Genomic DNA, 24,354 nt, shown 5'->3' with positions numbered 1-24,354 from the left:
CTCCAAGTACCGCCCCGCCTGCAAGCAATGCATCTATTCATTGAGCAGAACAATGGTTGGATACAATTGATTTATCGCTCACGAAAATCGACGCGGTAGCCATAGCGGGATGGAACAAAGTCGCCATTCCTTGTTTGCGCAGGATTGAACCTAACCTTTTGGACGACCAAACCGCACACCAATGCGGTTGTTCCTGCATCGGCCGTTGTGCGCGCGACGGAACAGTCACTGGCTCGGCCATCGGGCAAAACGGTGAAGACCACGGTCACTGACATTCCAAATCGGGTTTCGCGCCCGCCATCGGGCACCGGAAAATCGCGCCTGGCGTCAAGCGAGCCGGAACGCACACTGGGTTTGACCGCCACACCATTGCCTTGGCCGCCTCCACCATTGCCGCTTCCAGTACCCTCTCCCTCGCCTTGATTGCCGGTACCATCTCCAGCATCAGTTGCACCCGATACGTTTGCAGTACCTGTCGATGAAGCACGTGGGCGAGGTTCTGGACGCTTTTCGATCATTGACGGACTTGGGGCAGTTACGGGTTGAGGCACAGCGTCTTTCCCGGCCTCACCTTGCGCCCCTTCATCAGGTTGCGGCGGTGTTTCGGGTTCAGCAGGTGCGGTAATCGTCACGGTCAGCGCGCTTGCCACTTCACGCTCAATCGAGGCGGTCAATTCCGGCGCGAGCAGACGCGAGAGACCGTAGAGCGCCGCCAGGTGAAAAACGACAATTCCGGCAAGCAAGGACCATCGCGGAGATCGCGGTTTTCCCTGATAGCGCGGTTTGGTCTTGATCATCTATTCTCTGCGAGAGTGAACGTGGAATTTTGTGAGTGTGAAAGAAGTTAGCCGCAGACAATCGAGGATCAAATAATCCCGAACACGGCTTGCTCGTTCAACCACCTCAGGTGAATTGCTATGGAGCCTACAATTAGAAGCGAAGCGCAAGCTTGTCCAACAGCTCCCGCCTCTTCAAGGCGCGAAGAGGCAATCGTTGATCGGCTTCCCCAAAACCAGACGCAGGGTTTTGACACCCCCTTCTCCGGCATAAAACTTCACGGTCTCTTCGCACGTGGCGATGGTTTGCGATCATGGTTTTTTGGCGCCGGGCTTGGATTTGTCTATTTCCTAGCTGGGATTTTGTGCCTTTCGATTGCACGCTTTGACGCAACCTTGGCGAGTGTTTGGCTTCCCAATGCAATCGCGATCGCTGCCTTATTTCTAATGCGTTTGCGCAATGAATTTCCAGTGTTTGTGGGAATAGCTTTGGCCAGCATCGCTGCCAACATGGTCTTTGGCACACAGCTCTTGACGGCGCTGGTATTTACGGGCGCCAATCTGGCGAACATTTTCCTCGTCACTTGGCTGACAAGGCGCAGCTGCGGTGCATTGCCCGACCTTTCGGACCTTTCCCATTTAGGGCACTTTCTTCGATATGGCGGTGTGATCGGCCCTGTCGCCGGCGCCCTGATCGTCGCTCCTGCCATGGGCCCAGATTTGGTTGTGATTTGGCAAGGCGTGACAGCATGGTTTCTGGTTGAAAGCCTTGGCATTATCCTGATTGTTCCGGCCTTCTTACTGCTTGCGCAGTTGAGAGTTTCTCCACTGCCGATTGCTCGAAAGGGCTTTCTCGAGGCGGTGCTAATTTCTGCAATGGGCCTTGGCGTTGTCTATCTGGTGTTTCACCACGGCTCGTACCCGCTGCTCTTTCTCATCCCGCCGATCACGCTTCTTGTCGCCTTTCGGTTGGGCACGCTTGGAACCGCCCTGTTTGTGCCTGGCGTCGCAATCGTTGCCTCGCTCGCAAGCTTTGCGGGACTTGGTCCCATCGCAGAAGGAGGGCTTGAAAAAATCGCTCAGGTCAATTTGATCCAGACCTTTGTCGCCGCCAACTTTCTCACCGGTCTCCCGATTGCGGCCATCTTGGCCGGGCGCAAAAGGTTGACCGAAGCGCTGGACAAAGGTCAGCGGGAGCTTGCCCTGCTTACTGAAGGCATCACTGACGCGATATTGATGCTGAATTTCGATGGCGTGTGCACTTATGCCTCGCCTTCCGTTGCAGATGTATTGGGTAGCCCAGCGCAGCACTTGGTCGGGCAACGGTTTACTGATCACACCCATGAAGATGCCCATGAGCGGATCATGGAAGTGTTTGCCAAATTGACCCGTGGGCAAAGTGATAAAGAGCGTCTCACTTACCGCCGGCAAATGGATAGCACGGATGGCGATCCCATCTTCATCGAGGCCGACTGCGCTGTCATCAAGGACAAAAGCAGCTGCAAGCGCACCGGCATTGTGATGTCTGCACGTGATGTAACCGAACGCGTTGAACTTGAACTGCTTTTGACCCGGGCCCGTCGCTCCGCTGAGAAGGCGGCAAGCGCAAAGAGCGAATTTCTAGCCAATATGAGCCATGAAATCAGAACTCCAATGAACGGGGTGCTCGGGTTCGCTGAACTTATGCGCGAGGGCGAGCTTAGCGACGAAAACCGCCGTCACGTCGACATGATCGTCCAGTCTGGACGCTCAATGATGATGCTCTTGAACGACATTCTCGACTTATCAAAGATCGAGGCCGGGCAGGTAGGCATAACGGATGAACCTGTGGATCTTGTTGCAACCATATCTGAATGCGCAGACCTTTACCGTCCTACGGCTGAGAAAAAGGGGCTGAAGCTCAAATTTTCAATGGCCAGCGCATGCTCAAGCTTGGAATGCGATGATGATGCTTCAGGTAAGAGCCCCTGGATCAGGACCGATGGTCTTCGTCTGCGCCAAATCATCCTGAACCTTGTTGGAAATGCCATCAAGTTCACCGAATCCGGCCATGTCGAAATCGCCATGTCGAGCGATGAAGAAGCGATACTCGTCGATATCAAAGACACAGGGATTGGGATCAGCGAAAAGCGCCTGAAAACCATCTTTGCCCCCTTCACCCAAGGCGAAAGCGACACTGCAAGGCGTTTTGGCGGAACGGGTTTAGGCCTTTCAATAAGCCGCCAATTGGCCGAACTTTTGGGCGGCACTATCATGGTTGAAAGCAAGGCGGGCGAAGGGTCGAGCTTTCGTCTCACACTGCCTGCGAATTACACTCGATCACCAACCCGCGAGCCTAGGCTGGATGAGCCGGTCGATCCCTCCATGATAACCCAATCCGCCAGCATCCTTCTGGTCGAAGACCATGACGTCAACCGATTGCTGGCCTCAGAAATGCTCGAAAGGTGCGGCCAGAGTGTGGCGGCGGCGCATGATGGGAATGAAGCGATCGCGATGGTGATCGATTCTATAATGCGCGGCAAACCGTTTGATCTCGTGCTGATGGATATCCAAATGCCCGGTTGTGATGGCTTTGCCGCGACAAAAGCCATTCGCATGGAGGGCATTACTCCCGAAGATCTACCGATTATCGCCTTGACCGCAAATGCTTTCCCAGAGGATTTGGCTGCGGCACGCGATGCAGGTATGCAAACGCATCTGGCAAAACCACTGGTCTTCGCAGATCTGGCGCGGGCGCTGCAACGCTGGTTGCCTACACGGATTGTTGCAGAGCTTGAGAGTGATCAGGCCCCGCGTACCGACACGCCATTGCCAGAAGCACGAGATGACTTAGTTCGAGGCGCCGAGGCACGACAAGCCGAAGCCGGCGGTGCGCAGCGGTCAGGCGAGCATCCAGAAAACGTCCGAGCCGATGATCTGCCCAAACCCACCACTGAGATTGTCGACATCTCGCGCAGCCGCTCGGCGCGACCTCCTAAGATCGGGGAGATCGCTCTTCCTGAAACACAGATAGAGAACGAGCGCAGCTCTAGCCTATCCCAATTCCACTCTCCCAGCCTCATCAAACGCTGGACAAAGCGAAGGAGCGAGGCAGTAGAAGCTGTACGAATTGCGCTCGAAGATGGTTCTTTGAGCGATGAAGGTGGCTCACCTGAAAACTGGGATGAGATCGCAAGATTGGTCCACAAGCTCGCTGGAACCGCTGCGATATTTGGCGAAGCTGAGTTGGGTGATCAAGCGGCAGCTCTTGAACATGCCTTACGCATGGGTCTTCCTAGCGATGTGCGCGAAGCGTTGGCGTTTGAGCTGCTCACCGTGGCTGATGATCCGGCAGACACTCTCTCCAAGATCGGTGCATAGCGCCGGGCTACAATGGCTTTCCAACAAAAAAGCGGCGGAACCCGAAGGCCCCGCCGCTCTTATTTCATATCGAATGCAGACGCGAATTAGAATTCGTAGCGAATACCCAGTTGGATGCGCCATGCCGAGCTTGAGATCGCGATGTCGTTGTCGTCGTCCGGGTTGAAACCGTCGATGATATAACGACCTTGATCGTCCACTCCGCCATCGACAAGGTCGACGAACTGACTACGCGTGCGGCGGATATTGGCGCCGCTGTCTAGCAGGTTGAGGAAGTTCTCGAAGTCAGCAAACACTTCGATACGGTCTTCTTTGATGCCGGTCAGGCTTCCAATGAATGGAAGCTCTTGGCTAAAGCGCAGATCCATGTCGTAGTGCCAATCATTGCGGCAGGTGTTGCGTGCAATTGATTGACCAAACTCGAAGTTACACGCTGCTGTGATCTCGGACCCATCCGCTCCAGAAGCGGTAGTGCCGCCTTGGAGATAGGTAATGAGGTCTGCAACGTCTGCCGCATCAGAAAGAGGCGAGATGTTTGGATCGTTAATCCCGGTTGGGATATAGAGCAGCGCATTATCGTTACCCGACGAGCTGTCGGCAAAGACACCGCCGCCATCGAAGGTCAAGCTGTAAGGCAGGCCTTCTTGCGCACGGAAGAGAACCGCAATGCCGGTGTCGAAACCTTCGAAGAACTCTTCACGAACAAAGAGCGTTGCGGTGAAATTGTGCCGCGTCTCGAAGTTCGAGGTGGAGTTCACTGGGTTCTGACGATCAAAGGCGGCTGTTACGTCGAATGACGAGGTTGCGGTCGATGACCCGACGTTACGGAAGTTGTCTGAGTCAGTGAACGCATAGCCAAAGTTTGCCGTCACAGAACCGCCTTCGGTGAATAGACCTTCGCTGAAGGTCTTGTTCAAGACGATTGAGGCAACGTGGCTGTCGAAGCTGCGACCATTGGTCAGCTGGATGTTATCATCGCGGCGCGTGTTAAAGCACTCAGCGGTGAGCCCTTCGTAAACAGGCGGCGTACCACCAGAAACCAGTGTCGCGTTACAACCAGCAGCCGTTGCATCGACCGCCTGATAGATCGGGCGACCATCAACGGTGAAGCCGCCATTGGTGCGAATGTCAGGTGCCTGTGACAGATCAACGAAGTTCAGCGTGTCATTGAACCGCGAGTAGATGTAATCGAGGTTCAAATTCCAATCGCTGAAGAAACCGCTTTGCGCGCCAATGGTGGTCTGGAAGCCAAGGTTCGCACGAACAACGGTCGGTACATCGAAGTCTGGGTCAGTTGACTGGACATCGTTACCACCAACCGCTGCGACCGCTGCACCAGCAGCCACCGCGCATGCAGGGAACCCTGTGAAAGTGCCACCGCTAAGGGCATTGAAAGAGCCATTTGCGTCAATAAGGCCAGCGCACTCAGAATCAAACGTGTCGCCATTCGCACTCGCAAAGCCATCGTTTGAGAAGGCGTTCGAGTAATAAACGACCGGATCACCCCCTGAGAAGATGCCCACACCGCCAGTTACGCGGCTGTTTGACAAGAAGCCATCGTTGAAAAGCTCATACGTAGCCGAGAGACGCGGCAGGATTACCGGATCAAGACCGCCAAACGAATTGGCGTTGCTGAAGCCATAACGCTCCAAGAAGTTCGGGTTCGCACGAGGTGCATCACCATCGTACAATTGCACACGAACACCGCCATTGATCGACAGTTGATCGGTCGCCTGCCACTCATCTTGAGCATAGAATGAGTAGATGGTCCGGCCAAACTCTGCCGCCGCATTGTTGATGTCACCGTTAAGGCTGGTTGCGATGGTTGCACCGCCCAAATCTCCACCTCCAACAAGGTCATCTACATCGCCAAAGACAGACGAGAAGAAGCCTGGCGCAACCACGCCAGCTTCAAAGTCATCGAGACCGTCGAAGAAGATCGTACCTGTTGCGTTAATGGCGAACAGATTGAAAATCTGGAGATCGTTTACTTCAACACCGAACTTTAGGAAGTGACCTGAGCCGGCATCGATGTTCATCTGGAAACGAGCTTGGTCAATCCGTGTATCAAGCTGGTTCGCCGAACGGAAAATGCCGGGTCCTGTTGAAAGAAGACCGTTCTCTGTTGAAGTACCGTCAGGGGCAACACCCACAGCAAGGCGAACGGTTGGATTGTCAGATTGCGCTTCGCCAAAGCCCAACGGGCCCTGAACGTCGCCAACTTCAGAACGGCTTACACGAAGCTCAGTTGAGATCGTGTCAGTCCAGTCTGAATAAAGACGCACAGCATAGTAGTCAGAGATCGTGCCTTCATCTTCGAAGCTGTTAAAGCCGGTGAGATTCTGACCGCCAAAATCGCTCTCGATGTTGGTTTCTTCGAGACGCTGATAGCTAGCTTCAAGACGGTGATCATCGCTGATGATGGCATCGATACGAGCAAAGTAACGTTTTGAGCTTTCATCGAGCTGTGTTGGGAAGCCGCCAACGTCCTGACCGTAAACGCGGTTTGCGATTTCAGCGAAGCGATCAAACTGGGCCTGACTTACAAAGTCAGCTTCGTTGGTGAAGCCACCGCCAGCTGGACCAAAGTTGTTGCCATCGCCAAGATCGGTTTCTTCATAGCCGAGCGAGAAGAACAGGCGATCTTTGATGATCGGACCGCTAAGGGTTGCACCGTAGCGCTCTTCGGACCCTGCGTTGAGTGGGCGTCCGTCGATTGAGTTGGCGAAGAGGCCTTCGTCAAAATAGGTGTAGAAAGCAGAGCCATGAAACTCGTTTTCACCTGATTTGGTAACAACGTTAACCAAGCAACCAGTGAATTCTGAGTACTCAACGTCAAATGGTGCGAATTCGACCGAAGTCTGCTCAACCACGTCAAATGGCAGCGGCAGTGCGTTACGCGCGGCGAAAGGTGTACCGTTAAGTCCGAAAACGTCGGCTTGAACAGTGCCGTCAACGGTGAACGTGTTTGAACGGTCGTTGCCACCCAGACAGGATACGCGATCAACATCATTGGAACGATCAAGGCTTACGCGGGGATCGATGCGGATGATGTCGCGAATGTCGCGGGTGATCGAAGGGAAAGCTTCGAGCGTTTGTGTGTCAAATGCGGTACCCGGGCCCACAGCAACCTGACTGACTTGAGCGCGAACACCGGTAACAACGATCGTGTTGCCTGCGTTTTGCGAGCTCAGGGAGAAGTTGAAGCTGGTGTTGCCTGAAATGCTCAGGAACACATCTTCGACGGTCTGGCCTTCGAAACCATCAGCGGTCACAGTCACAGTGAACGGGCCGCCTGGCTGAAGCGACTGAACACGGAAATTACCATCGGCACCAGCGGTAAGCGTGCTGGCTTGGTTGGTGCGTGTATCGGTTACGACAACCGTTGCACCGTTCAGGGCACTGCCTGATTCATCGGTGACTGTGCCTTCCACGCCCGACGTAATTTGCTGTGCGTGAACAGGTGTAGCGATAGTCGCTGCCGCTGAAAGACTGACAACACTTGCTGCTAGGAGATATTTTAACTTCATAAGAGGGAGCCCCATACCACTTGAAGGATTGGAAAACTGGACGGGTTCCTAAACCCGCTAATGAGGCCCATGATGAGGTTTTTGTGACAGGTCCATGACGGCCACGCGAGGTGCCCGGTAAAACTCCTCTTCAAACACTATTTGAGAGGCAGAAAAAGCTAGGGATTCCGGGCCCTACAGCTCGGTGTTGCACCGATGCCACGCCATCTACCTTTTTGAATCTGGTGTAACCAGAGCTCGCCGAAACACGAATTTAACGAATCGGAAGCCTCAAGCGAGGTTGATTTCGCGCAGGCGCTGGAGCAGAAAATCATGCGAACTGATCGGCGCTTCGGGGTTCGCGCCTCCTTTCGTGGCGCAACTTTCCAGCGGATCAATCATATAATCGGGACGGAAATGAAGGAAGAATGGCATGGAATAGCGCGAACGGCGTGCACCTGCTCCTTTTGGATTGACCACACGGTGAGTGGTGGAGCGCAGCACACCCGCCGTTAGCCGTTCGAGCATATCGCCAACATTGATCACAATGGACCCTTCCTCGGCGTAGACCGGATGCCATTCGCCAGACTTTGTCAGCAATTCAAGACCGGCTTCTTCCGCGCCGAGTAACAAAGTGATCGTATTGATATCGCCATGCGCTGCGGCGCGAATGGCTCCATCAGGAGCGTCCGGCCCAAGCGGTGGGTAATGCAGCAAGCGCATAACCGAGTTGCCATCCTCAACGGTCGCAGCAAAGAAATCTTGAGGCAGATTGAGATGCAGCGCAATCGCTTGGAGTACCCGAAGGCCCGTCCGTTCAAAAGCCGCATACAGCTCACTAAAGGTCGCCTCGAATTCGGCGATCTCCTTGGGCCAAACGTTGGGAGCCATAAACTCGGCTAAAGCGTGGCCTTCTGGCAGTTCCCGGCCAACGTGCCAAAACTCCTTGAGATCAAAGACGTCTGCGTCCTTCGCCTTCTCGGTTCCGAACGGAGTGTAACCGCGTGCACCGCCGCCGCCTTCAAGCTTATAGCCACGCTTCACCTCGTCTGGCAGCGCAAAAAATGCCTTGGACGTTTCTTCCGCGCGCTCGATCAGCTCTTGTGAAATGCCGTGATCACGCACCACAGCAAAGCCATACTCAGCAAAGCTAAGTCCCAGTTCCTCGGCGATATCCTGAGGAGGCTGAGCAAGGGAAACAGATGCGATGTCGGCGGATGTTTGTGTGTCGGTCATGACCCACACTTAGTGGAGACATCCGCCCCATTCCAGAGTGTTTGCCCTAAAACGGCAAAAATAGACTCGCCAAGGCGGCGCTCATCAGATTGGCAAGGCTACCAGCAGCAAGCGCTTTCAGGCCAAGACGCGCAATCACCGGACGCTGGTTCGGGGCAAGCCCTCCCGTCACCGCCATTTGAATGGCGATTGACGACAAATTGGCAAATCCGCACAGGGCAAAAGTGACAATCGAACGGCTGCGCTCAGTCAAACCTTCGACCGCACCAAGTTCGATGAAGGCGACAAATTCGTTGAGTACGATCTTTGTACCGAACAATCCCCCAGCGATTTGGGCCTGATCCCAGTCCGAGATGCCGATCAGGAACATTACCGGTGCAAAAACATAACCCAGCAATTGCTGGAATGTAATGTCAGGATAGCCAAACCATCCGCCGACGCCGCCGAGCATCCCATTGGCCAACGCAACTAAGGCTACAAACACCATAACCATCGCGCCAACAGCAACCGCCAGTTTGACGCCGGTCGTCGTGCCTTGCGCGGCTGCTTCGATGATGTTGGCAGGCTTCTCGCCCTCCTCAAACGTCTCTGAAACGGTGACCGTTTCCATCAGCTTGTCGTGCTGCGCGGCTTCCTCAGGGTCATCAGGCATGATGATCTTTGCCATCAAAATTCCCCCGGGAGCAGACATGAAGGCCGCAGCCAATAGGTAAGGAACCGCATCTGAACCCAAGAAAGAGGCATATGCAGCAAGGATAGTCCCCGCGACCCCTGCCATGCCGACACACATCAGAGTGAATAAGCGTGATGGAGGAAGCGCAGCCAAATAGGGCCGCACAACAAGCGGGCTTTCGGATTGGCCCACGAAGATATTCGCAGCGCTGCCCAAGGCTTCAACCTTGCTGATGCCGGTCAGCCAGCCAATTGCTCCGCCAAGCCAACGCACCAATCGCTGCATGACGCCAAGGTAATAGAGGATCGAGACGAGCGCCGCGAAAAACACAATCACCGGCAATGCCGCGATCAAAAAGGTGTTTGCGAACGGGTTATCTCCCATCGGTCCAAACAGGGTTTCAATCCCGACCACCGAAAACCCAAGCAGGGCGATCACCCCGTCTGACAAGAATTGGATCGCGACCACGCCAAAACCCGTGCGCAATACAAGGATCGCCATCAACACCTGCAAGGCGAAAGCTGCCCCCACAACACGCAGTTTGATCTGCCGCTTTCCCGAAGAAAGTAAGAAAGCAATCGCCAGAATTGCGACAATCCCAAGGACACTCATCAGCATCGAAGTTGCAGTTTCACTCACCCAAGCACCCAGCCGCAGGTCATCAGCGTTGCAGCCATGACCTGGCCCCTTTTCCTGTTTTGTTGCGCGAGAGGTGGCAGTTTGCACGAAGCTTCGCAAGAGGGCTTCGCAAGAGGGCTTCGTAAGTGGGTTTGGGAAAGAGCCCCGTTGACAGCTGTCACCCGCCCGCTTTCCTTTTGGCAACGCCTCGCCTAGCCATGTTTGTTATGAATGACACCGCAACACCTGCACCCGCCGCTCAATCCGACAACCCAATTGAGTCCGGCATTTCCATGCCTTTGGGATTGTTCGTTTTCACATTGCTTTACGGCGGAATGACGGTTCTTGCTGGCGTCCTTGCATATAAGCAGGTGCAATTGGTGCCGACCGACTTGGCGGTGGAATCGGGCATTTTCGCCTTCCTCCTGCTCGTGGTGATTTCAAGCACGCTGGCACAGCTTTACGGCAAACAAATCGCAACTCGGATCGTGTGGTGGGGGTTCTTGCCCCTGTTGATCGCATCGGTGTTAATGCAATTGGTTTTACACCTGCCGGCTTCCCCAGAAATGCTGGGAGGTCGCGGGGATGATCTGGCCGCGTTTGAACGTGTGCACTCGACCGTTTGGCGGGTTTGGGCAGCGGGCCCTGCGGCCTATATCGTCTCGCTGCTCCTCAATATTTGGATTTTTGACAAGCTTAAAGGGTCAGGCGAAGCGACCACAATTGGCCTTATGATCCGCGGCGCAATCGCCTCAGCGCTTAGCCAAGCGCTCGACTCAGTGATTTTCATCACGCTTGCCTTCTATGGCCTGTTCCCAATCATGAACCTTTTGATCGGCCAAATGATCGCAAAAGTAGCGCTAAGCATCGTGCTCGTACCGTTCCTCATCACCTTTGGCGTGAGAGCCGCACGTTGGCTGGACGCGAGGAAAACCGCGGCCTAACTCCTACGATGAATACGGCATTCCTGACACCGCGTCAGTGGACGACGTCGCGACTAAGGGGCGGTTTCGGTATAGCGCGCCTCGCACAAGTGTCGGGGACACTTGGAGAAGCAAGCGCAGGCGTGGATCCCTGAGCTGGGGCTCGGCTTGGGGCAGTGCCCCCGGCGCTGCCGTCGCCTGCGCTACTACTACAAAGCCCGCATGTATTCGCCCACCATCGGCAGCTTCCTCCAGACCGATCCCATTGGATATGAGGACCAGTATAACCTCTACGCCTATGTTGGGAATGATCCGATTAATGGGATCGATCCGACAGGGTTGGAAAGCAAATGCGTTCCCAATCCAGATGGTGGCCCCGCTATATGTGACGAAGCTGAAGAGAATGAAGTTGTCGTCGAAGGTGAGCGTGAAGAAGAAGGAGACGATGGATGTGGCGCGGAAAGAAGCGTACTTAATGTGGGTAATCTATTTGAAGCTTGTGCTGCCCATGACATCTGTTGGGGAACACCAGGAGCCTCCAAGAGCGAATGCAATACGACTTTTGGGGACGAGATGCTCCCTGAATGTGCTAAGTCTGTTTTAGCTACAGGTGCCGGTTGCAATATCCTTTTACGACTTTGTGCGGATTGATCCCCTCGGTGCTTTTAAGGCGGCTCAGGAAAGCGCCAAACGGCATGTCAAGCGGTACGAGGCTCAAAATTAGTATCGACTGAATATCGGAGGGTTGAAGAACCAATATGAGAACACTCAAGATTTCTCTTTTTTGTAGCTTACTTTTAGGGCTGTTTACGATGCTTTGGAGCAATGCGAATCCCTATGAGGTTTATGTCGGCTCATTGTTATACTGGACTGAAAACCCAAGTGTTGGTCGGCTGTTATTTAGCATTCTGCTCTGGGCACCTGTACCCTGTCTCATGGTGTTAATAGTTAACAAGTTCAGGGAAGGTGAACCAGAAGAGTGAGTTTGGTTTTGGCGATCCGTTGTTGTTCTTTAAGTTCAAGCATTCAGCGAGCTAATCACTCCCGCCGTAAGGATGCCCCCGAATAAGGATCATAGTCCGCAGGCGGTAACTCGGGTCTTGTGAACTCCACCGTAAATGTCGGACGAATTTTCGAAGCGTGTGACGGCCATGACATCTGTTGGACAACATTTGGTGCTGATCGTGCGCAGTGCGATGAAGAGTTTCGCGAAGGTATGCGCGCTGAATGTTTGAGCCGGAGCCCAGACCCAGAGAGTCATGGGGCCTGCCTGGCTATTGCCGAAGCCTTCTATCGTACGGTACGAGGTCGTCTAAGTAATCCAGCGTGGAGATCAGCTCAGAACGAAGCTTCGATCGGAAAATTTTTATACCGGAAACGACAATTGAAAACGATCATTTTGCTCCTTCTTTTTTCACTACCTAGCTTGCTTTTTGCGTCTGTGGTTAGCGGCCTACTAGATTACGGATTCTTCGAAACATACTTATATACTATCAAGTATTTCGATTTCGGGGATTCGTGGAGTTATGTTTTACTCATTTCTCTATACTATCCGATAATTCTCTTTTTGATCGGACCTATGCATTTTTGGCGAAAGAACGGAAGTTAGGGGCTTTGGAACGATCCGGGTTCATTCACCGGATCGGGTCTCGCGATGGTGGAATTTGGGGCGCGCACCGTACGCAGCGGTGCTGGCAAGTAAGCCATTGAGATGTATAGAGAAAACGGCAATGTCCTTTTCTGTGCCAGTAGTGGGTCAGTGCGGTTCTAAGCTGTTGTAATTTCTGACTGATCGAGTGGATATTAGGTCTTGATCAATGTCTCAAACGCCTCCCGCCTCGGGCAATTTGCCGTCACTCTCACCTCAGCGAAGCTCCCGAATAGGGATCATGATCCGCAGGCGTTAGCTCAGGCCTTGCAAGCTCGCTCGCCACACACTCGTCTTGATAAACCACTTGCGGCGAAGGCTTCTCCCCCGCAGCGTCCTGTAAAGGCGGTGCCCGGCTGAGCTTTGCAGGCTCTTTCCTGTCTCGGCTTCGTCTGGCATGACCATATTCATGGTATCCTCAAACGAGCTCAGCCCGATCCCACAACCTCCCGGAGCGCCGGTTCTGGGTAACGCTTTCACGGTAGATTCTTCGCGCCTGATCCAAGAATTGATGCGATTGGCCGACGAATATGGTCCGATCTTCAAACTCGAAGTCATGGGCCACACTCTTATATTTATCTCAAGCGCGGATTTGGTCGCTGAGGTTTGCGACGAAAAACGGTTCGACAAAACCGTGCGCGGCCCGCTCAAGCGGTTACGGCTGATCGCTGGCGATGGGTTGTTTACTGGCGATACCGATGCCCCCAATTGGTCAAAAGCACACAACATCCTGCTGCCTTCCTTTAGCCAAAAGGCAATGGGCAGCTATCTGCCGATGATGCAGGACATCGCTAGTCAATTGATGCTCAAATGGGAGCGTATGAATTCAGACGATGTGATCGATGTTCCCAAAGATATGATCCGCTTGACGCTCGATACGATTGGGGTTTGCGGTTTTGGCTACCGCTTCAATTCATTCTACCGCGAGGACTTTCACCCTTTCATCGAGGCGCTCAACCGCACTCTGAGCACAACTCAAACCATGCGCGGGCTTCCGGGTGAGAAGTTGGTGAAGGCCGCTCAGATCAATCAGCTGCAAAGCGATGCAGCCTATATGAACAATCTGGTCGATGAAATTATTCGCGAGCGCCGCAATCAGGGCGGCGACGGGCCGCAAGACCTGCTCGACTTCATGTTGTCAGGGCGCGATGCACAAACAGGTGAAAGACTGTCGGATGAAAATATCCGTTATCAAATCAATACATTCCTGATTGCAGGGCACGAGACCACATCGGGCCTGTTGTCTTTCACGATTTATTACCTCCTCAAGAACCGTGATGTACTCACCCGCGCTTATGCAGAGGTCGACGAGGTTTTGGGCCGCAATATCGATCAGCTGCCAAGCGCTAAACAAATTGGGCGCATGCCTTATGTCCGGGCCATCCTGCTTGAGGCTTTGCGCCTATGGCCGACCGCTCCGGCATTCGGATTGGCACCGTTTAAGGATGAAGTGCTGGGCGGCAAATATGCAATTCCCAAAGGCACTTTCACCACGGTGGTGATCCCTTCATTGCACCGCGACACCAATGTGTGGGGTGATGATCCCGGCGCGTTTAACCCGGGCAATTTCACTGCCGAAGCGGAGGCTGCGCGCGATCCAGCCGCATACAAGCCATTTGGAAATGGCCAAAGGGCATGCATCGGACGGCAATTTGCCATCCAGGAATCAATCCTAGTGCTCGCCATGATTTTGCAGCGCTTCGAGCTCTACGACCATTCCAATTATGAACTCGACATCAAAGAAACTCTGTCGATCAAGCCCAATGAATTCACCATCAAGGCGCAGCTGCGCGAAGATGTCGAGCGGCTTGGGGCCGATACTTCCGAAACAGATAATGCCGACCCTGTATCCAGCGCCGTTCGCGTGGCCAAACATGGCACGCCATTGACGGTCCTCTTCGGTTCAAATCTCGGCTCAAGCGAAGGTTTCGCCAGGGAACTTGCCCAAAGAGCAGAGTTTGGCGGCTTTGACGTCACACTTGCACCGCTCGACGCTTTTGCTGGAAAGCTGCCTTCAAAAGGCGCGGTGGCGATTGCCTGTGCCTCCTACAATGGAATGCCTCCTGATAATGCTGCCAAATTCGTTGATTGGCTTGAGACAACAGACGCACCGTCTGCAGGGTTAGAGGGCGTTTCATATTTCATGCTGGGGTGCGGCAATAGCGATTGGGCCGCAACTTTTCAGGAAGTCCCACGTAAAATTGATGCGCGCATGAAAGAACTGGGCGCGGCGCGGATTGTGGACAGCACCGAACTCGACGCACGGGCCGACGTCGATACGCAGTTTCATAATTGGCTTGATGCTCTGATTCCGCAATTGGGCGAACATTTCGGACTGGACCTTGAAGACAATGCCACTGCGGTAGCTGAACCTCTGTACTCGGTTGAGATCACTGAGAGTATCACCGCCAATGCCGTTGCTGACCGTGTCGGCACGCGCGAAGTCACCTTGGTGAGCGCCCGCGAGCTTAAGGACATCAGCAAAGATGATGGCCGTTCGACCCAGCATATCGAAATCGAATTGCCAGAAGGGATGGTTTACGAAGCTGGCGATCACCTCTGCGTGGTTCCGGTCAATGACACCGCAGTGGTCGAACGATTGCTAAGGCGGTTTAACTTAGACGCCGATACCTATGTGCGGATTGAATCGCGCAGCGATATGCGTGGTCCCTTCCCCAGCGGCAGTACGTTCTCTGTGCTAAACCTTGCAAAAACAGCGGGCGAATTGCAGGCTGTGGCAACGCGCAAGGATATTTCAACGCTCGCTCGGTTTGTGGAGTGCCCGAACTCAAAAGCCGGATTAGAAGCGCTTGCCGCTCAGCCTGCTGATGACGGAGGCGATCTCTACACCGCCGAAGTCTTGGCGAAGCGCAAGTCGGTGCTCGATATACTCGAAGACTTTCCCGCCTGCGATTTACCGCTCGCTGTCTTTCTCGAACTCATACCCTTCCTCACCCCGCGCTATTATTCAATTTCGTCGTCACCATCACAAACGCCAAACCGCTGCTCGATCACGGTCGGCGTTGTAAAAGGGCCTGCGTTATCGGGTAAGGGCGAGTTTAGAGGCACGTGCTCAAACTATCTTGCAGGGCTTGCCCCCGGAGACCGGTTTCAAGCGCTCGTGCGCAAACCCACTGCAAACTTCCGTCTTCCTGATGATCCGGCCAAACCCATCATTATGATCGGGCCAGGCACAGGCATCGCTCCATTCCGAGGGTTCCTGCAACAACGCGATTTCTTGCAACATCAAGGAGCAGAATTGGGGCATGCCCTTCTGTTCTTCGGTTGCCGTCATCCTGATCACGATTTTATGTACCGCGAAGAACTCGCCGATTTCCATGAGCGCGGCATTGCCACTGTCCACACCGCATTCTCTCGCCATGAAGGCGCAAAGACCTATGTCCAGGACCTGATCGTGCAGCAGGCCGACACTGTGTGGGACATGATCGATGCGGGCGCGCGAATTTACATCTGCGGAGACGGCGCCAAAATGGAACCAGACGTGCGCCGTGCCCTTTCCCAGATATGCATGGACAAACGGGGCTGCGACGAAAAAGCAGCGGAATCCTGGATCGACACGATGATGGACGAAGAGCGCTATCTGCTGGACGTGTGGGTGGGATAGGAGCGCAGTAGCGAAAACCAAACCATGCTGCGGGTCGCCCATACGATGATGGTCAAACCAACCTTTTGGCGTCTCTCGATCCCGAACACTTGAAGGAACTAGTCCGCAAGGACCAGAAACGGCTGAAGCACTTCGCCCCGCCCACTCAATGCGAAAGCCAGCCTCCGATTGTTGGGAAAGCGTCAAAGAGCGATGGTGGGGATGGTTTATTGATTCAGAGGCTGGCAACTCGCTCTGGATCATGTAATCCAGCCCGATATTCTCAATCGTCAGGATCTCCCGATGCGCGCCTACGTTTCATTTCTTGTGCTACCATTTCTGTTCCTCCTTGCCGGTTGCGGCGATCTGGTTTCGCAAGACCCAGATCAACGTGGCGAGATCGCACCGATACTGACAAGCGAAGAAGCGTTTGATGATCAGACTTTTGCAAAGCCGCAAGAGGCGCGTGTTACGCACGTCGACCTCGATCTGGCGATGGACTTCGATGCGAAGACGATCAGCGGGACGGCCACTCTAGATATTCTGGCGGCGGATGAAGCAAGCGAGGTTATCCTCGACTCTAACGGTCTTCGTGTTTCCGCGGTTACCGATCAGACTGGCGATGCTCTGGAGTTTGCGCTTGGCGAGACGGTCGAAGGCAAAGGCGAACCTTTGACCATCGAGCTACCGGCTCAAGAGCTGGAACGAAGTGCCGATCTCGCCGAGGGCGAACTTGCTCCAACGCACCGCATCATGGTCGAATATGTCTCTGCTCCGCAGGCCGAAGCACTGCAGTGGCTAAGCCCTGAACAAACAGCGGGCAGCGAACATCCTTTTCTCTTCAGCCAAGGACAGGCGATCAATAATCGCACTTGGATTCCCACTCAGGACAGCCCCGGCATCCGTCAGACTTGGGAAGCGACCATCTCGGCGCCCGAACCTCTCAATGTCGTCATGAGCGGTGTGCTTCAAGGCGATCCCGAAGCCGAAGACGAGAACCGCCGCGACTTCCGTTTCGTGATGAACAATGCGGTGCCGCCGTATCTGATTGCCATTGCTGCGGGGAATATCGAATTTCGCGAACTTGGCCCGCGTTCTGGTGTCTGGGCCGAACCCGAAGTTATCGAAGCCGCTGCGCAGGAAGTCGGCGATACAGAAGAGATGATCGATGCCGGGATTGCGCTCTTCGGCGACTATCGCTGGGGCCGGTATGACATGATCGTCCTGCCGCCAGCCTTCCCATATGGCGGAATGGAAAACCCGGTGATGACCTTCCTCACACCGACATTCATTGCAGGCGACCGCTCTAACAACGGGCTCGTTGCCCATGAATTGGCGCACAGCTGGTCCGGAAATTTGACCACCTATTCGAGCTGGCGCGATGGCTGGCTTAACGAAGGCGTCACTTCCTATTTTGAGAACCGTATCGTTGAAGCAGTCTATGGCAAAGCCCGCGCCGAGCAGGAATATGCTCTAAGCTATGCCGGTTTGGTCGGCGGCATTGAAGATGCAGGCGCAGACAATCCCGTCACAGCCATGCGCTCACCCAATTCAATAAGCCCGTTCGATACGAGGGGTTTCGCAATTTACGACAAGGGAACCGTGTTCCTGCGCACGGTGGAGAACATCATCGGCCGCGAGAAGTTTGATGCTTGGCTGACCGAGTGGTTTGATGCCCATGCGTTCGAGCCGGTGACATCTGAAATGTTCCTCGCTGATCTGCGCGAAAAGCTGATCGCAGGCGACGCTGAGCTCGAAAACCAATTGATGCTCGACGAATGGGTCTACGGCACCGGCCTGCCGGAAAACGCATGGAAGCCTGATGCGCAAGCCTTTGCCGAAGTGGATGGCGCGGTTTCGGCTTACGCGAACGAGAGCACGATTCCAGATACCGATGCTTGGCGTAACTGGACCGCAGCGGAGCAACGACGTTTCCTTGAGGAACTCCCGCAAGAATTGTCTGCTGAGCAGCTGGCTTCCCTCGATGCGACCTTGGGGCTCTCGCAAACCAACAACAATGAAGTGCTGTTTTTGTGGTTGGAGGCGGCGCTGCGCAATGAATACGGCCCCGCCGTTCCGCAAGCCGAACGCTTTTTGGCGAGGGTGGGACGCAATAAATTTGTCAGCCCCTTGTTCACAGCGCTCAACGAAACGAATTGGGGTAAGCCAATCGCGCAGCGCATCTATGCCGAAACGCGGAGCAGCTATCATGCCTATACGCGCGGCAATGTTGACGAGACGCTGCAATATGATGCGGCCGCTTAGGCGGGTCTTCCTCAACCACGAAGAACCCATCAAAGATCAAGCGTCGTTCGATTTAACAATGGGTGCAAGCTCTCGCGGCAACCATCAGCGGCCAGCGAAGTGTGACACCCGTTGGCGGCGATCATTCGCCAAGCGGAAGGCAGCAACTGGGTCATCCACTTTCGGCTCATTCGCCTGCGCTGCATCTGGCATTTGACTTGGTCCATTCCGCGCGTCAAACCTCGAAGCCATGACCAAAAGACATTTCGATTTAACCCGCCGCCAAACTCTCGCCGGACTTGGCGCAACCACCGCTCTCAGCCTTTCCGGATGCAATATGATGGGCGGTGATGGCCCAGTGACATCACTCGGCCCGGATGATTGGCTCGAACAAGTTGGCTACAACCTGCTGCGCCACGAACCGGAACGCGCGACAGGCCTTGGCGTGGATACCGGTCAATTTGCGAACTTGCGCGGAAAGCTCGAAGATCAATCTCAAGCGGGTCAGGATGCTCTTGCGGAGACGTTGCGGCACGATCTGGAGGTGACCAAATCCTATCCGCGAGATGAGCTTACCCCTGAACAGCTAACCAGCTTTGAGGCAGTCGAAAGCGGCTATCAGGTTGCGCTGGACGGTCTCGCGCTGCCCTACGGCGACATCCCTGTCGGTAGCTGGCGCACTGCGCCTTATGCGGTGATCCAAAATGTGGGGTCTTATCTGGACCTTCCGCGGTTCATGGATTCGAGCCACCCGATTGCTGATGACGATGATGCAGGGTTCTTCCTTGAACGCATGAAGCAGATGCCTGCCGTTTTTGATGGCGAGTTGGATCGGATGAAAGCCGCAAGCGATATAGGCGTGATCCCGCCCGGTTTCCTCATCGACAAAGCCATCGCTCAGATGGAGAGCACGATTGCCACCGCCCAGCGGGCCGAATTGTTTACGACGTCACTATCCGAGCGGTCCGCTGAGGCGGGGCTAGAGAATTCTCCAGTGGAAGAAGCCGCCAAGGTTGAAAGCGAGCAAGTTGTTGCCGCGCTGGGACGACAGCTTGAAGAGCTGAAGCGTCAACGCAAGCTCGCTACAGACGACCCCGGAATGCGCGAACGTCCGCAAGGGGAGGAATGGTATGCGTGGGCCCTTCGCTCCAGCACCACCACCAATCTCAGCGCTGATGACATCCACAATCAGGGCCTCGAAGAACTTGATGAACTGCATGCCCGGATGGACCCCATCCTCCGGGAAATTGGGTTCACCAAGGGAACGGTTGGTGAGCGGATGCAAGGGCTTAGCCAAGACCCGCGCTACAAGTTTTCCGAAGGCGATCCCGGGCGCGCTGAGATCATGACCTTTATCAAAGAGCGGATTGATTGGATCAAAGGCGAAATGCCGCGCGCGTTCAACACGTTGGTTGATCCCAATCTTGAAGTACGCCGCTTGCCGCTTGCCGAAGAGCCCGGCGCGCCAGGGGCTTATGGCGGCGCTGGCAGCAAGGATGGCAGCATTCCGGGGCGAATGTGGATTAACCTTCGCACCACTGACCTGCATCGTAAGTATGATCTTGCCGACCTAACCTATCACGAGACCATCCCGGGCCATGTCTGGGAAGGCGAATATTCCAATCGCCTCCCGCTTATCCGGTCGATTCTCGCCTTTAATCCGTTTTCGGAAGGTTGGGCTCTTTATGCTGAACAGCTGGCGGATGAATTGGGCGCATATGATGATTTCAAAGTCGGGCGGCTGGGCTATTTGCAAAGCCTTGCCTTTCGTGCGTGCCGGATGGTGGTCGATACAGGCCTCCATTCCAAGGGTTGGAGCCGGCAACGCGCCGTCAATTTCTTTGTTGAGCGCAACGGCTCTAAAGAACAGGAAGTGGCAAGCGAGGTCGACCGCTATTGCAGCTGGCCGGGACAGGCGACCGGGTACAAATTGGGCCATAGCCGGATTGCCGATCAGCGGGCCAAGGCGCAAAGCGAACTTGGCGAAGCCTATGATTTGAAAGCGTTCAACGATGCCGTAATCCTTGGCGGGAATGTTCCTATGGATGTGCTCGCCAAGAACGTTGCCCGGTATATCAACGCCGCCAAAGGTTGAATGACTGCTCGCGGCCGCTGGCCTCGTGACAATATAAAAATGCCAGACTACCAGCCATTGGGGTCTGCCAAGGGAGTTTTTGTACATGCGCCGTCTTACCGTTCGCCGTTTTGTCACCGCGATGCTTTCAGGATCCATTTTGGCGAGTGCCAGCGTCGCACTCGCAGACAATAACGAGGGCGATCAGGCCAAATGGGATGTTCAGGCACCCACCGGCGCAACTATCCGCGAAGTTCCTATCGAGACAGACGAAGGCACATGGATGGACGTCGATGTGTCGCCCGATGGCCGGACCATCGCATTCACTATGCTGGGCGATATCTATACCGTTCCGATCACAGGCGGCGAGGCGACACGCATTGCACAAGGAATGGCGTGGGAGGTGCACCCGCGTTTTTCACCTGACGGCTCGCTTATCGCTTTCACGTCCGATCGCGGCGGCGGCGATAATATCTGGATCATGAACGCAGACGGTTCCGACAAGCGCCAGCTGACCAAAGAGAGCTTTCGCTTATTGAACCAACCCACTTGGTCTCCGGATGGGCGCTTTATTGCGGCCAAGAAGCACTTCTCCACTCAGCGTTCGCTCGGCACGGGTGAGATTTGGATGTACCATGTCTCGGGCGGCGGCGGCGTCCAAGTGGTTGAGCGGCGCGACGAAGAGCTGCAAAAGGAGCTGGGCGAACCGATATTCGCGCCCGATGGCAAGGCCATTTACTACACCCGCAATACGACCAGCGGGAACACGTTTATCTACGCCCAGGATTCCAACGCGGGTGTGTTTGCAATTGAAAAACACGACCTTGAAAAAGGCGAAGTCTCAACCGTGGTCGATGGCTATGGCGGCGCTGTGCGCCCCGCGCCGTCGCCCGATGGTAAGGAGATCGCTTTTGTGCGGCGCGACAAGGACACCTCCCAACTGTGGGTGAAAGACCTTGCAAGCGGGCGCGAGCGGATGATCTACGGCGCGCTTGATTTGGATGTGCAAGAGACCTGGGCAGTCACGGGTGTCTATCCCAATATGGATTGGGCACCGGACAGCGGCTCAATCGTCTTTTGGGCGGGCGGCAAGCTTAACCGGGTGGACCGCGACGGGGCGAACCATGCGGTGATCCCTTTCAGTGTGAATGACACGCGCGGTATTGCGGATGCGCCGCATCCCGTCATCGAAGTTTCGCCCGATCGCTTTAGTACCAGAATGGCCAAGTTCGGCATGCTTTCCCCTGATGGCAGCCGCGTCGTGTTTGAAACGCTCGGCAAATTACACACCAAATCGGCGCGCGGCCGCGATGCCGCTCGCCCAATGACAAGCGGCAACAGCGATGCTGTCGAGGCCTACCCTGCCTTTAGCCGAGACGGTTCGAAGCTCGCCTTTGTGCGCTGGACCGATGAAGGGCTTGGCGAGATTGTTGTGGCGGATGCAAATGGCGCGAACGGCAATGTCGTCTCGCCTGCGCCCGGTCACTACGCCAACCTTGCCTGGTCACCCGATGGCCGGATGATTGCTTACGAAAAGCGCCGAGGCGGCTATCTCACCGCGCCTGAGCAATCGGAAAATCCCGGCATCTACTTGCAAGCGGCGGGTGGCGACGATCCCGTGTTTATCACCCGTAATGGCTCTACGCCGCAATTTGGGGCATCAAACAACCGCATTTTCATGGTCGGGCGCGACGGCGAAAAGCTTGCCCTAATGTCTTCTGATCTGGATGGCGAGAAAGTGCGCACCCACGCGACGGGAAGCCTCGTTAACGACTTTCGCATCGCGCCCGATGGCCAAACGATTGCCTTTCGCCAAAACTACGAAGTGTTTGCCATGCCGGTAATACCGGGCGGCAAACCGGTCGATGTCAGCGAGGCCGAAGGGCCAGTGCCCATCACCATGGTCTCAAAAGGCGGCGCAGACTTTATGGGCTGGGCGCGCGGCGGAGAGACCTTGTTCTGGTCGATTGGCCCTGAATTGAAGCAAGCACAGGTCAGCGACTTCTTCGCCTCAAAGCCCAAAGGCGATGACGACGAGGAAGCCGGTTACGAGACGCCTAGCAGCGCAATCTCTATGGCTGTCACCGTCACTAAGTCTGCGCCTTCGGGGACTGTTGCCATCACTGGTGCGAAAATTCTCACTATGGCAGCTGGCCTCGATACCGAAGATGCCGGAACAATTGAGAACGGTGTCATCATCATTGAAGGGGACCGGATCGCGGCTATCGGCGAAGCTGGCGAAGTGGACGTTCCAGCAGGGGCCACAATCGTCGATGCGAGCGGCAAGGTGGTCATGCCCGGATTTGTCGACGCGCACCACCACGGCCCTCACGGCACAGGCGAACTCGTGCCTCAACAGAACTGGAGCCTTATTCAGGATCTGGCGATGGGCACGACGACCACGCACAACCCGTCCAGCGATGCGAGCCTGATCTTCGCCTCAGCCGAACGCCAGATGGCAGGCACACTTTTAGCGCCTCGTATCTTTTCAACCGGAGAGATCGTCTACGGGGCCAAGGCGCCCGGCATTTATGCGCGGATCGATACATATGAAGAGGCGCTTGCCCACGTTCGCCGGATCAAGGCCCAAGGCGGCATCTCGATCAAGAATTACAACCAACCCCGGCGTGAACAGCGTCAGATGGTGGCGCGTGCGTCAGCAGAGGAAAACATGCTGGTGGTGGCCGAAGGCGGATCGCTGTTCGGGATGGATATGAACCTGATCGCAGATGGCAACTCGACCATGGAGCACAACGTGCCCGGCGATGTCTTCTACGAAGATGTACTGCAATTCTTTGGTCAATCAAACACCAATTATACGCCCACTTTGACGGTCACATATGGCGGTCTTGCAGGCGATCCCTATTGGCGTCAGGCAACCGATGTTTTCGATCACCCGCTGATGATCCACTCGCCGCCCAAGGTGCTTCTCGCAAACAACGCGCGGCGCACCAAGGCGCCAGAATGGGCGTTTGTGGATGACAATGCTGCACGCGAGGCCAAGAAGATTTCCGACCGCGGGATCAAGGTGTCGATTGGCGCTCATGGCCAGCAGCCGGGCCTGGGCGCACATTGGGAAATATGGAGTTTTGCACGCGGCGGCTTTAGCGCGGTGGAAGCGCTCAAAACCGCGACAATTTACCCCGCGCAGTCGCTGGGCATGGAAAAGGACGTAGGCAGTCTTGAGGTGGGCAAGCTGGCCGACCTTTTGGTCCTCACCGCCGATCCCACCATCAATGTGCGCGATAGCGATAAGATCGAAAGCGTTATGATCGGCGGGCGGATGTATGATGCCAAGACGATGCAAGAAGTCGCCACAGGTGACGGCGGCCGCCGCGCTTATTGGTGGGAATCGGGCATGGGCGGCAACGCAGGCGGCTCCGAGCGTGCGACCCACGCTGGCGGCGGTCACAATCATGGTGACGGCGATGGTGACAGCCACTCCTATTAAGGATCAAATCGAAGACTGAAGGCGGATGGCAGCAACTGGATCGATGAACGATGGACCGGTGTGCGGCTGCAATCCGCCTGAATTGGTCATTCCGCTAGCGACCCAAATGCGGGCATCAGGATTAAACTAAATTGACGCCGAAAGCCGACATTCGCGCGAAGGTAATCCGGTATGCTCCCAGCCCGAGGAACTCTCACTCATTGATCGAATGCAATTGCCCATTGATCGATGAGTTGTC

General features: G+C 55.1%; 11 protein-coding genes. 7 read left to right on the top strand and 4 right to left on the bottom strand.

Annotated features, from left to right (window positions below; all coding sequences use genetic code 11):
* Window positions 1-71 precede the first annotated feature (71 nt).
* Window positions 72-797 carry an energy transducer TonB gene (locus ABJ205_RS00635; protein ID WP_348159482.1) on the bottom strand — a complete coding sequence of 242 codons (726 nt, stop codon included), beginning with the start codon at window positions 795-797 and terminating at the stop codon, window positions 72-74.
* Between the two features lie 120 nt (window positions 798-917).
* Here ABJ205_RS00635 and ABJ205_RS00630 point away from each other — a divergent pair, with 120 nt between their 5' ends.
* On the top strand, window positions 918-4,136 hold the full coding sequence (locus ABJ205_RS00630; protein ID WP_348159481.1) for an ATP-binding protein: 3,219 nt from the start codon (window positions 918-920) through the stop codon (window positions 4,134-4,136).
* Window positions 4,137-4,222: 86 nt separating this feature from the next.
* Here ABJ205_RS00630 and ABJ205_RS00625 read toward each other — a convergent pair whose 3' ends face one another.
* From ABJ205_RS00625 to ABJ205_RS00615, 3 genes are all read right to left on the bottom strand, one after another.
* Window positions 4,223-7,666 (bottom strand): TonB-dependent receptor, encoded by a 3,444-nt coding sequence (locus tag ABJ205_RS00625; RefSeq protein ID WP_348159480.1) that lies wholly within the window; start codon window positions 7,664-7,666, stop codon window positions 4,223-4,225.
* A gap of 270 nt (window positions 7,667-7,936) precedes the next feature.
* Window positions 7,937-8,881 (bottom strand): 2-oxoglutarate and iron-dependent oxygenase domain-containing protein, encoded by a 945-nt coding sequence (locus ABJ205_RS00620; protein WP_348159478.1) that lies wholly within the window; start codon window positions 8,879-8,881, stop codon window positions 7,937-7,939.
* A gap of 46 nt (window positions 8,882-8,927) precedes the next feature.
* Window positions 8,928-10,172, bottom strand: a complete 1,245-nt coding sequence (locus ABJ205_RS00615; protein ID WP_348159588.1) for a nucleoside transporter C-terminal domain-containing protein — start codon at window positions 10,170-10,172, stop codon at window positions 8,928-8,930.
* A gap of 293 nt (window positions 10,173-10,465) precedes the next feature.
* Here ABJ205_RS00615 and ABJ205_RS00610 point away from each other — a divergent pair, with 293 nt between their 5' ends.
* From ABJ205_RS00610 to ABJ205_RS00585, 6 genes are all read left to right on the top strand, one after another.
* Window positions 10,466-11,116: a queuosine precursor transporter gene (locus tag ABJ205_RS00610; protein WP_348159586.1), complete on the top strand. Its 651-nt coding sequence runs from the start codon at window positions 10,466-10,468 to the stop codon at window positions 11,114-11,116.
* A gap of 102 nt (window positions 11,117-11,218) precedes the next feature.
* A complete protein-coding gene (locus tag ABJ205_RS00605; RefSeq protein ID WP_348159476.1) occupies window positions 11,219-11,746 on the top strand; it encodes an RHS repeat-associated core domain-containing protein in 528 nt (175 codons plus the stop codon).
* Window positions 11,747-13,140: 1,394 nt separating this feature from the next.
* On the top strand, window positions 13,141-16,368 hold the full coding sequence (locus tag ABJ205_RS00600) for a cytochrome P450 (RefSeq protein ID WP_348159475.1): 3,228 nt from the start codon (window positions 13,141-13,143) through the stop codon (window positions 16,366-16,368).
* A gap of 282 nt (window positions 16,369-16,650) precedes the next feature.
* The gene (locus ABJ205_RS00595; protein ID WP_348159473.1) at window positions 16,651-18,612 is read left to right on the top strand and encodes a M1 family metallopeptidase; all 1,962 of its coding nucleotides are present in this window, start codon (window positions 16,651-16,653) and stop codon (window positions 18,610-18,612) included.
* A gap of 229 nt (window positions 18,613-18,841) precedes the next feature.
* Complete coding sequence (locus tag ABJ205_RS00590; protein ID WP_348159472.1) at window positions 18,842-20,686, top strand: DUF885 domain-containing protein; 1,845 nt, start codon at window positions 18,842-18,844, stop codon at window positions 20,684-20,686.
* 85 nt (window positions 20,687-20,771) lie between these two features.
* On the top strand, window positions 20,772-24,116 hold the full coding sequence (locus ABJ205_RS00585) for an amidohydrolase family protein (protein ID WP_348159470.1): 3,345 nt from the start codon (window positions 20,772-20,774) through the stop codon (window positions 24,114-24,116).
* The last annotated feature ends 238 nt before the right edge of the window (window positions 24,117-24,354 follow it).

This window comes from Erythrobacter sp. (assembly GCF_039988855.1).
GTDB lineage: Bacteria > Pseudomonadota > Alphaproteobacteria > Sphingomonadales > Sphingomonadaceae > Erythrobacter.
The sequence above is the reverse complement of the archived record's forward strand: the minus strand, read 5'-3'. Positions and strand labels throughout refer to the sequence as shown.

Bases quoted from the DNA above. Each gene is read 5' to 3' on its own strand.
- ABJ205_RS00625 (WP_348159480.1), bottom strand. From the start codon at position 7,666: ATGAAGTTAAAATATCTCCTAGCAGCAAGTGTTGTCAGTCTTTCAGCG.
- ABJ205_RS00610 (WP_348159586.1), top strand. From the start codon at position 10,466: ATGCCTTTGGGATTGTTCGTTTTCACATTGCTTTACGGCGGAATGACG.
- ABJ205_RS00615 (WP_348159588.1), bottom strand. From the start codon at position 10,172: ATGCTGATGAGTGTCCTTGGGATTGTCGCAATTCTGGCGATTGCTTTC.
- ABJ205_RS00620 (WP_348159478.1), bottom strand. From the start codon at position 8,881: ATGACCGACACACAAACATCCGCCGACATCGCATCTGTTTCCCTTGCT.
- ABJ205_RS00595 (WP_348159473.1), top strand. From the start codon at position 16,651: ATGCGCGCCTACGTTTCATTTCTTGTGCTACCATTTCTGTTCCTCCTT.
- ABJ205_RS00635 (WP_348159482.1), bottom strand. From the start codon at position 797: ATGATCAAGACCAAACCGCGCTATCAGGGAAAACCGCGATCTCCGCGA.
- ABJ205_RS00630 (WP_348159481.1), top strand. From the start codon at position 918: ATGGAGCCTACAATTAGAAGCGAAGCGCAAGCTTGTCCAACAGCTCCC.
- ABJ205_RS00590 (WP_348159472.1), top strand. From the start codon at position 18,842: ATGACCAAAAGACATTTCGATTTAACCCGCCGCCAAACTCTCGCCGGA.
- ABJ205_RS00600 (WP_348159475.1), top strand. From the start codon at position 13,141: ATGACCATATTCATGGTATCCTCAAACGAGCTCAGCCCGATCCCACAA.
- ABJ205_RS00585 (WP_348159470.1), top strand. From the start codon at position 20,772: ATGCGCCGTCTTACCGTTCGCCGTTTTGTCACCGCGATGCTTTCAGGA.